This is a genomic window from Kitasatospora sp. NPDC085464, from assembly GCF_044541955.1.
Taxonomy (GTDB): domain Bacteria; phylum Actinomycetota; class Actinomycetes; order Streptomycetales; family Streptomycetaceae; genus Kitasatospora.
Genome location: NZ_JBITTM010000100.1, coordinates 1 through 9,152, shown reverse-complemented (window position 1 = coordinate 9,152; position 9,152 = coordinate 1). Strand labels below are relative to the sequence as shown.

General features: G+C 70.4%; 10 protein-coding genes and 2 pseudogenes. 5 read left to right on the top strand and 7 right to left on the bottom strand.

The genetic code is table 11. The features are described from left to right. Positions 1–243 precede the first annotated feature (243 nt). Positions 244–969 carry a rhomboid family intramembrane serine protease gene (locus ACIGG8_RS42460; RefSeq protein WP_396553936.1) on the bottom strand — a complete coding sequence of 242 codons (726 nt, stop codon included), beginning with the start codon at positions 967–969 and terminating at the stop codon, positions 244–246. 337 nt (positions 970–1,306) lie between these two features. Next, positions 1,307–1,444, bottom strand: a complete 138-nt coding sequence (locus ACIGG8_RS42455) for a hypothetical protein (protein ID WP_396553935.1) — start codon at positions 1,442–1,444, stop codon at positions 1,307–1,309. A gap of 44 nt (positions 1,445–1,488) precedes the next feature. Between ACIGG8_RS42455 and ACIGG8_RS42450 the strand changes: the two genes are divergently transcribed. Then, positions 1,489–1,947: a hypothetical protein gene (locus ACIGG8_RS42450; protein ID WP_396553934.1), complete on the top strand. Its 459-nt coding sequence runs from the start codon at positions 1,489–1,491 to the stop codon at positions 1,945–1,947. A 589-nt stretch (positions 1,948–2,536) separates the two neighbouring features. Here ACIGG8_RS42450 and ACIGG8_RS42445 read toward each other — a convergent pair. Continuing rightward, positions 2,537–2,695 carry a hypothetical protein gene (locus ACIGG8_RS42445; RefSeq protein ID WP_396553933.1) on the bottom strand — a complete coding sequence of 53 codons (159 nt, stop codon included), beginning with the start codon at positions 2,693–2,695 and terminating at the stop codon, positions 2,537–2,539. A gap of 10 nt (positions 2,696–2,705) precedes the next feature. Here ACIGG8_RS42445 and ACIGG8_RS42440 point away from each other — a divergent pair, with 10 nt between their 5' ends. Next, positions 2,706–3,389 (top strand): hypothetical protein, encoded by a 684-nt coding sequence (locus tag ACIGG8_RS42440; protein ID WP_396553932.1) that lies wholly within the window; start codon positions 2,706–2,708, stop codon positions 3,387–3,389. 590 nt (positions 3,390–3,979) lie between these two features. On the opposite strand, the gene ACIGG8_RS42435 is transcribed toward ACIGG8_RS42440, so the two are convergent. After that, positions 3,980–4,588, bottom strand: a complete 609-nt coding sequence (locus ACIGG8_RS42435; protein ID WP_396553931.1) for a hypothetical protein — start codon at positions 4,586–4,588, stop codon at positions 3,980–3,982. A 153-nt stretch (positions 4,589–4,741) separates the two neighbouring features. Between ACIGG8_RS42435 and ACIGG8_RS42430 the strand changes: the two genes are divergently transcribed. Together ACIGG8_RS42430 and ACIGG8_RS42425 are read left to right on the top strand one after the other, a co-directional pair. Continuing rightward, positions 4,742–5,215, top strand: coding sequence for a hypothetical protein (locus tag ACIGG8_RS42430; protein ID WP_396553930.1), 474 nt, complete (start codon positions 4,742–4,744; stop codon positions 5,213–5,215). A gap of 530 nt (positions 5,216–5,745) precedes the next feature. Continuing rightward, on the top strand, positions 5,746–6,048 hold the full coding sequence (locus tag ACIGG8_RS42425; RefSeq protein ID WP_396553929.1) for an STAS domain-containing protein: 303 nt from the start codon (positions 5,746–5,748) through the stop codon (positions 6,046–6,048). Between the two features lie 150 nt (positions 6,049–6,198). On the opposite strand, the gene ACIGG8_RS42420 is transcribed toward ACIGG8_RS42425, so the two are convergent. Then, positions 6,199–7,071, bottom strand: a complete 873-nt coding sequence (locus ACIGG8_RS42420) for an SDR family oxidoreductase (RefSeq protein ID WP_396553928.1) — start codon at positions 7,069–7,071, stop codon at positions 6,199–6,201. A gap of 144 nt (positions 7,072–7,215) precedes the next feature. On the opposite strand from ACIGG8_RS42420, the gene ACIGG8_RS42415 reads away from it, so the two are divergent. Then, complete coding sequence (locus tag ACIGG8_RS42415) at positions 7,216–7,620, top strand: winged helix-turn-helix transcriptional regulator (protein ID WP_396553927.1); 405 nt, start codon at positions 7,216–7,218, stop codon at positions 7,618–7,620. 500 nt (positions 7,621–8,120) lie between these two features. Here the strand turns inward: ACIGG8_RS42415 and ACIGG8_RS42410 are convergent. Beyond that, a pseudogene (locus tag ACIGG8_RS42410) lies at positions 8,121–8,201 on the bottom strand (hypothetical protein); the annotation flags it as partial. A gap of 5 nt (positions 8,202–8,206) precedes the next feature. Then, positions 8,207–8,409, bottom strand: a pseudogene (locus ACIGG8_RS42405) (CTP synthase); the annotation flags it as partial. Positions 8,410–9,152 lie beyond the last annotated feature (743 nt).

Here is a 9,152-nt window from a genome sequence, read left to right as displayed (position 1 = left end):
ATTCTCGACGGGAAATACACTGTGGCATCTGCCCAGCTGCAGCCTTACCAATTCGCGACCGTCGGATGCTCCGAAAAAGCAATGGCAGTCAAAATAGAAGGGGTTGGCGAATCATTGCCGATGAAAAAGTCGGGTGATTCGCTGCAGCTCTGGCGAGAAGGTCAGAACGCTGTGATTGTCGTCGGCCTCCCTGAGGCCATCCACGGGCCGGCCCCGAAACAGAGCGCCTCCTGGCGGGGACGGCTACGCGGCAGCGGAGCCTGTCGGCGGACGGGTCCCGCGCGGAACGAGGGCGAGGCCGAGCAGACACCCCGCCACCAGGCCGACACCGTGGTTGTTCTGCATGAGGCACAGCAGCGTTCCCGCCGCGGGGACGAGGAGTAGGTACCAGATGTCCTTGAACGGCCGGGGCGGGGCGGTCGCGCCCAGCAGGCAGGTGACGGCCAGGGCGCCCAGCAGCGCGCAGATCGCCACGGAGTCGCCGCCGCCGCGGGTCGACCAGCCGGCCAGGCTGACCACGTGCGCCGACACGCCGCCGACGAGGAAGACGACCAGGGTCCGCCACCGGCCGAGGACCGCCTCGGCGACCGCGCCGATCACGAGCAGGGCCGACAGGTTGAACACGATCTGCCCGACGCCCGAGGACTGCACCAGGAGTGCGGTCACGGCGCGCCACCACTGTCCGTCCGACAGGGCGTCCGGCCGGCGCATCAGATCCCCGATGACGGAGGGCACCAGGTACTGGACCACCGCCATCACCGCCATCACCGCGAACAACCCGAGGGTGACCCGCGGGCGCCGGGCCAGGCCCTCCCGGACCACCGCGAGCACCTCGCCCGGCCCGCCGCCACCGGCTGGGACCCCGCCGGCCCCGGCGGCGTTCGCGGGGCCTGCCAGCACCAGCGCCCGCAGTCCCACACCGACCACCCCGGCAGCGCTCGCGTACAACCCGATCTCGTGCGGCGACATCGCCGACCCCCGTCCGAACAGCCCCCGGGGCGGTCCCGCCCCCCGATGCGGCCCATCATCGCCGCCGGGCGGCGGCGCCCACCAGCGCGGATGACCACAAAATGATCATGACAGTCGTCACACTACTCGGCCGCCCTGGGGCCCGCCGGACGGTCGACGGGTCGGTCGCCGCTGCGCCGTCCCGCCGCCGTGCGTCGGGTCTCGGGCTGCCGCCCGGCCGTCCGCCGTCCTGTCGCGTCCGTGCCCTGGCGCGTTGTGGGCCAGGACGAGCAGGTCGGTTTGTTCCGCTGCCTCCGCGCGCCGCCCGCCACGTGCGGGAGCGCGCCCGGAGGAGATGTCAGGCCCTGGGAGGTGCGGTGATCGCGCGGGCCGCTTCCTCGATGGCCGCTTCGTAGTCGTCGTCGAGAATGGGCATGTGCAGGGAGGTGCGGTGCCTCAGTCCGGTGAGGTGTCCGAGGGCTTCGTCTTCGGACATGTCGCGGCCCTTCGCCGGCCATTGGCAAGGAGGACAATCGGCCCATGAGCTTTCTCCAGGAGAAGGTGGAGCGGAACGATCTGATCAGGGCAGTGATCACTGGTTCACCAGCCCCCCAGCAGTTCACCGCGATCGTTGAAGAGGTCTACTTGGCACGGGTCTTCGAGGGCACCGTGGGATCGGAGATCCGCTTCGTCGGCAAACCTACTCACTGGGGTCAGCGGTCACTCGCCGTGGGCCAACGCGCACTCCTCTTCATCAGCCGTGTCTCCGGCAGGTGGTACGAGGACGCCTGGGAGGGCGACCTTCCCATCGAGGAGATCGACGGCTCCGAGTACGCGCTCTACCGGGTCGCTCACGACAGAGTCCTCACCTTCGACGGCCTGTCCGACTCCCTCAGGGCCAGCTGCCGACGGCACCCCACCCTGCCGATCACCACGTGTTTCAACCTCGCCGCGTTGGAGTGCCATCTGAACGGCCTCATCACGCAGGCGCTTCCGTAGCCGAGTGGCCTGCACGCGGCTCGGCAAGTGATCGAGCTTTTGATCAAATCCCGGTGAGACGTACACCGGACGAGGGACGAGCGCTGTGGGCATGCCCGCGACTCTGGGTTCCCCGCCTGTTCGCCCCGCCCGTTCGCCCCGCCCTGGCCGCCGTCCCGGCCGTGCCCCTGGAGCCATTGGCGGCTGGTCCAGGCCGGTGTCCGGGGCGGGGATGCGGGGTGCGCTCCGGCCCCGTCCTGCTGCGTCGAGGAGTACCGGCACCCGGCACCGCGGCTTCGCTGGCCGACTCCTGGCCGCTCGGATCGAGCCAGGGCCGGTTCGCCGACAGCCGCGGATTCATGTACCGCACGTCATCCGGATCACGTACTGCTGTGACCTCCGGCCGACAACCCCACCAGCCACGAGCACCAGGACGACGAGCACCACCAGGAGCACGCCGTCGTCAGCACCGGCGCGGCTGGTCCCGGTACTTCCGGCAGACCTCGTCGCCCTCCTCGTCATCGCACAAGCACATCTCATGAGAAGGAGGTCAGGCTCTTGCCGTCGCGGCGGGTGCCCGGATGGCACCCGCTCGAAAGGTGGCCGTCCGTCAGGCCAGCTGACCGGCGTGGAGTTCCAGGGAGACGATGACCCCGTCGATCGCCGTGCCAGAGCCGTAGTGGTCGTTGACCGCCTGGTCGAGGACACCTTCCGGGCCGAAACCCGACCCCCGCGCGCGGGTCGGCCGTAGGATCGCAGGGTCGTACACGGGGGGAATCGTGAAACTCGACTCGCTGCGGCGCCGTGCCGCCCTTTCGACGGTCACCGGGCTGGCGCTCGGCGCCCTGGCCTCCTGCACCACGTCCGCGCACACCGCGTCCACGGGCAGCGGCCCGTCCGCCCCGGCCGCCGTCCCGACCGAGGCGGTCAACGAGCCGTTCTCGGAGGAGATCGCGGCCGGTCTGAAGCGGATCCGCGCGGCGACGGACACCCCGCCCACGGGCCGGTGGGGCCACCACCGGGACGGGGGCGGTCGGATCTGGTACTTCTGGCCGCTGCCGGACGGCCGGTTCTGCACCGGGCGGGAGGTCCGGCTTGAGGAGGACAGCCTCACCCAGGAGGTCGACTGCACCACCAATCCGCTCCCCGGTGACGGTACGCCCGCCTTGCACGCGCTCCACGAGGCCAGCGTGCACGGCGGGCGCTGGGTGGTCTACCTCTACGCCGACGAGGAGGACGTCGTGGACATCGCCTGCGGCGACCAGCACCTCACTGCGGAGCGCATCACCGGCTTCCCCACCCCCTACGGCCGGCGCACCCTCTACGCCGTTGAGTCCCCGTGGGAACCCGTGGGCGTCCTGCACGCCCGGGTGCGCGGCGCGGACGGCGGCACCGCCCCCGCCGAGGTGACGGCCGGGCCCACGGGCGGACCGGTCCCGTCGCACGCCCGCGCGTGCCCGTGAGGCCAGCCTGGAACGTCGCCACGGGCCCGGCGGCGGCCGTCGGCCCCGCCACCCCGCCTGGCGAGGAGTCCACTTCGTCCTGGGCGAGGCGCGCTGGCTCGCCGGCCGGCTCGCCGAGACCCGCGCCCTCATCCAGGGCACACCCTGTGGGGTGCGGGGCCCGCGGACCGCGGTCTACACCCCGGGGGAAGCGGCTCCTCGACCGGCGCCGCCCCGTCCGCGCACGGGCTTGACGCCCGAGGAACCGCGCCGTCCTCCGGGACGAGCGACTCCGGAGCGATCGCGCAGCGTGGTGCCCGCACGGGTTCGCTGTGCCGCCGTCCGGCCCGCCGGGCCCGGCACGCACTGCCTGGGCCGGCCCTGGCAAGGTCCGCCCGGCTGCAGGCCGGGGGGGCGGAGCGGCCGGGCGCGGTGCCTGGTTCCGGCTGAACGCTGCCGTACTCGCGTCGGGCCATGGCACCGAAATGCCTACATGATCGTCTGCTGCGGGTTCTGTCACGGGTGGTCGGATCGGCCCGGGCGGCCGACGGGGCCGGACTCCCCGGCCCACCAGCCCTCCTGGCCTTCAGGGCGCCGAGAGCTTGGTGCGGCTACTTCGCCCAGCGTCCCATGGTCGGCGCGATGCCGATCAAGCACTCGATCTCGGTCTGGAAGCCAATGAGGGCGTAGGCGGTCAGGCGCAGGTTGCCCTCAAGGCAGACCAGGTTGTCCTGTCTCTCGCCGACGAGGATGAGCGGAGGAAACCGCTCGCCCCTGAGGAGCGCCTGGGCCGCGTCGACAAGCGGTTCGTTGGAAACGTTGAACGTCCGTAGCCCTGCCTTGATGCGTGCAGCCGCGTCCGTCGGCCGGCGGCTTCCACCCGACAGTTCGACCCAGTAGGAATAGTCGAGGTAGCGCACGCTGGCCGCCTCGTCGGCGGAGAGGAGTGCCCTGGTCCACGTGACCTGAGCGGGGAAGTTGTCGAACAGATCGCGGTTCTCGCCGTACCCGCGCGTCACAGCGAGCAGAGCGCGACGTGCGGAGTTCGCTCCAGCGTCGGAGAGGTCCGGATGCGTCAGCAACTGATCGGCCTGCCCGAGTACCGCCAGGTGGGACCGGAGGTTCTGGCCGAACCTCAGGCTGGACAGCTCGCCACGCAAGAAGCAGGCGACCATCTCGTCCTCACTGCTCATACCCAGTGCCCGCACGACCGTCAGCATAGGGTCGACCTCGTTCGCCCGGCAGACCGCGCTCCTGGACGCCCTCGACCCGCACGCCACCGAGACCGTCACCGGCTGACCCGCCCGCCCCTCGGTGGTGCCGGTCCGCCCGGACCGGCACCGTCACCATCTGTCCGACCGTGGAGGAGAGACGTGACCACCATCCAGCAGCCGCCCACGGTGTCCTGGCACGCGCAGTGGGAATGCGGCGCCTGCGGTGCGGGCGGCGACGAGCCGGCCGAGGACGGTACCGCCCTGGTCGCCCACCAAAAGCGGCCGTCACTTCGGCGGCGCTTGCCGCGGCCGGCCAGCGAGTACGAAGTCGCGGTACTCGTCCTGAGCCATCCCTTGATTGACCCAGCGGCCACGAACGGCGCCAGTCCGGTGCTCCGCATGGGCGAGGGCGTCATGTGCCCCTGTTGCCGTGGCGATCTCCAGGCCGAACTCGTCGTCGTCGTTCTCGGGGTCCAGCGACGGGAACTCGACGAGGTCGCAGAAGTTCTCACTCCCGACGTCGGCCGAGGTGTGGAGAACGACCTTGAACTGAGAGCCGGTCGGAACAACCTCGACCCAGCGGATGCCGTGAGCATGGGCATCACCGGCGGGGCCAAGGAACTGTTCGACTGATCGACCGCGGGTCAGGGCGCCGACGGCGAAGGACTCGACAAGGTAGCGCACCTGGGCAGCCTAGAGGCCGAGGCAGACGTCGCTTCAGCTGTGGCTGCAGGTGGACGACAGATCCGGGGCTGACCCGACAGTTAGCGTGCTGAGTCACAGTGGCCCGGTGGGACTGGCCGCCGTGGTTCTCACAGCTTCCGTGGCGAAGTGGCAAGCCTCGCGGCTCGGCACATCGGCCCGGCCGCCGGAGAGGTCGGCACAGCTGGACTCGAACAGGCATTCGAATTAGTTTAGGGGTGTGACCATCGCCGTTCCCTTCTCCCGCCCCGCGCACCCCGCCCCGGCGCCCGGCGACGCCGAACGGGCACCGCGCGAGCTGATGACGCTGCCCGGCGCCCACCGGGACGTGCGGCGCTGGCACCTGGTCGAGATGCGCCAGGGCGGCCAGTGGCGCCCCGGGCTGCTGACCGTGTGGCGCCGCCCGCCCGGCAGCCCGCTCTGGGTGGTCCACGTCCGCTGGGCCGACGACACGAACACCGATGGCGACGCATGGGGCTGGTTCCTGTTCGACCAGGACCGCATCCGCCCCCTCCCCGAACCCGGCGACCCCGCACCCGCCCACGAGCCCTACTACGGCACCTGGCACGACGGCGAGCTGGCCCGCGGTCAGCTCGGCCGGTCTGAACGCGCTCCTGCTGGCCCGGATCCGGGCGGGCCGTCAGGGCACGGTCGTTCATCTCGCCCGCCCCTCGGGGCGGGTGACACGGTTGTTGGAGCTCACGGGAGCCGACCAGGTGTTTGCCGTCGACTCGGACGTGCCTTGGCCTCGGCCGGCTCGTTGACCTATTGGGTGCACCGCGACGGGGGCGCCCGGCCGCCTGGCCCGGTGCCGGCATCCCCCCGGTGCCGGGGCACGGGACCAGGCGGCCTGAGGGGCGGCCAGGGGTGAAGCGGGGCCCGGGCCGTCCTGGCGTCGGCGCCGCGGCAGCCGGTCAGTAATGCAGGGCGGCCGCGAGTGCCTCGGCCAGGGTCACGGGCGGGCGGCCGATCAGGCGGCGCAAGTCGCCAGAGTCGGTGTACATCTCGCCGCGGTTCATACCGCGGTCAGCGTCAGCGAGGACCTCTGCCAGCTCGGCGGGTAGGCCCGCGGAGGTCAGTACCTGGGCGAAGTCGGCCACCGGGAGGTCGGCGTAGGTAACCTGCTCTCCGGCCGCAGCGGAGATCGCGGCGGCGAGCTCAGTCAGGGTGAAGGATTCGTCGCCGCCGAGCTCGTACACGGCGCCGGTGTGGCCTTCGGCGGTGAGGACGACCGCTGCGGCCTCGGCGTAGTCGGCGCGGGACGCGGCGCTGATCCGCCCCTCGCCTACGGCGCCGACGACCGCGCCGTTCTGCAGGATCTGCGGCAGTTGGCTGGTGTAGTTCTCCAGGTACCAGCCGTTGCGCAGCAGCACGCTGGGGATTCCGCGGTCCCGCAGATACGCCTCGGTCTCGCTGTGCGTGGCACCGATGACGGTGGTGGCCGTGTCCGCGTGCGTCGTGCTCGTGTACGCCACCAGCGACACGCCTGCGGATGCCGCGGCGTCGATCACGCGGCGGTGGTTGGCGACCCGCTCGCCCACGGGGACCGAGGCCGAGATCAGCAGCAGCCTTTCCGCCCCCGCGAATGCCTCGGCCAAGCCGTCGGTGTCCGCGAAGTCGGCGCGGCGTACCGTGATGCCTCGGTCGGCCAAATCCTTGATCCCGGCGATGTCCCGGCCGGTCGCGATGATGTCCGCGGCCGGGATCCCGCGCCGCAGCAGTGCCTCGACGGTGAGCCTGCCCAGCTGGCCGGTGGCTCCGGTGACGACGATCGGCATGATGGTCATTCCTTCCTTCCGCGCGTGCCTCGCACGCCTGCCGCGGTGCGTCCGCCGCAGGATGCAACCCAGAATGACCTGGACACTCTCTGTTGGGGAGTAGCCACTTCTTGGTAGGGTACTTACCGCAGCGAAAGCATTGAGGTGAGCCGTATGGCTGCTGTCGAGAACGTGACCGGGCCCATGCCGCCCTTCGATCCGTACGAGCGCGGCTGCCCCTCGCGGGACCTGCTCGACCAGATCGGCAGCAAGTGGGCGGTCCTCGTGCTGGGCGAACTCGGCCGGAACGGGACCTCCCGGTTCGGTCATCTCCGGCAGGCGCTTGCGGGCGTGAGCGAGAAGATGCTCACCCAGACGCTGCGCACCCTCGAACGCGACGGGCTGGTCAGCCGGACCGTCTACCCAGAGGTGCCGCCGCACGTGGAGTATGAGCTGACCGCGCTCGGCCAGACGCTACGGGAACCGCTGAAGGCGCTCACGGAGTGGTCCGTGCTGCACATCGAAGAAGTCATCGCCGCCCGCGAAGAGTACGACGATCGCACTGAGCGCACCAGGTAGTCAGCGGCGGCCGGCGGTCTGGTCATAGACGGCTGCCTCGCCGAGACCGGCCCGACAATCAGACCTAAGCCACCCGGCGACATCACGAATTCAACCTCAGTAGGGGCGCCCCTCGCAGAATCTGCCAGTGATCGCAGGAATCTCACGCCATCGGGTGACGAGCCGAACATGGCCTGTTGGCCAGCTGACTTGCGGCGTTCTCTTCAGCAGCGACCGCTCAGGAACCCGTGCGTGCTCCGGTGACGAAGTGCGCCGGCCGATCCCGTGCTGCGGCCGCCGCCCGGGCACCGCGCGCGGCCGCGCGGGCCTGGAGCCGCTCGAACGCCAACCTCCAGTCCTGCCAACTCCGGCTACCCGCAGGCTCGGTTTGCCGGACTGACTTCCTCGGCCGAGGGCCGCTCGCACCCCCGGGCACCCGACGCCGTCCGTTCGTCGCGGGCGCCCTGTCCCGTGCGGCCCGACTCGTGACCGGGTCCCTCAAGGGACCCGGTCACGCTTCTGCTGCCCGGGTCCACGTTCAGGAATGGGTCAAGCTTCTGCATCGTCACCCGCAGACCACGGGCATCCAACAGCGCGCCGACGGGGACTTGATCTCGTTGGTGGTGTGCGGGATCACCTGCAAGGTCGCCCAGGTATTCCCCGCGTCGCTCCTCGGCGATCAGGGTTGCCGGTCGTCACGGTCGCCGAGCCGCGCAGATTGGGTCCAGGAACCGCTGGTAGCGGCCGCTGTCCGGATTCGTCACGGGCCGTCGTCCGTGACGAACACCTTCCCGGCTGGAACGGGTTCATCAGGGATGTGTGCGAACTTGAGGCGTGCGAGTCACGCCTCTGCGGCCCATGGCAGGGCATGGCAGTTCACGGCGAGAGCCGGTGAGCGTGACCGATTGATCCTGAAATGCCTCGGACGGCTCCAACGTATCTGCACACCAGATCTGACGTCGTGTCAGGCTGTGCACGCGGAGAAGGGCCCCGTGACCGGTGCTTGCCGGCGTGGTCACGAGGCCCCGAATCCGAAGCATCCATACGCCTAGAAGCAGGAGGCTTCGCATGAAGTCTATTGAGAACTCCACGCCAGTCAGCGAACGGCGCCGGCCCGCCGACACAGCCGCTTGGCGGTGACCAGCCTGATCAAGGGTGCGGCCGGTGCATTCGGTGGCACTGTCGTCAGCCTGCTCATGGTGTGGGTCCAGCACCGCTGACCGCTCAGTGCCGCGGTCCGGCATCGGGCCGCGGCACATCGGAACGACGCGATACTTGACCTGTCCGAGGTGAAGACTCGCCACCGCAGCGGCGCTCGGCCCCGGCTGGGACCGGCGCCGCCGGGCCCACCACCGGACGGGCGCCGTGCGGACGGCCGCAGGGTTCCGGCAATGACCAGCCCCTGTGTTCTGCCGGCGCCGCTCTCGGGGCTCGTGCCGCCACGAGGTGTGCCTAGAACTGGAGTACTAGGGCCTGTTTCAGAAGTGGATCAAGGTCATGCGATGATCTTGATCCATGGCTCGGGGAGATCTGACGGACGCCCAGTGGGCAGT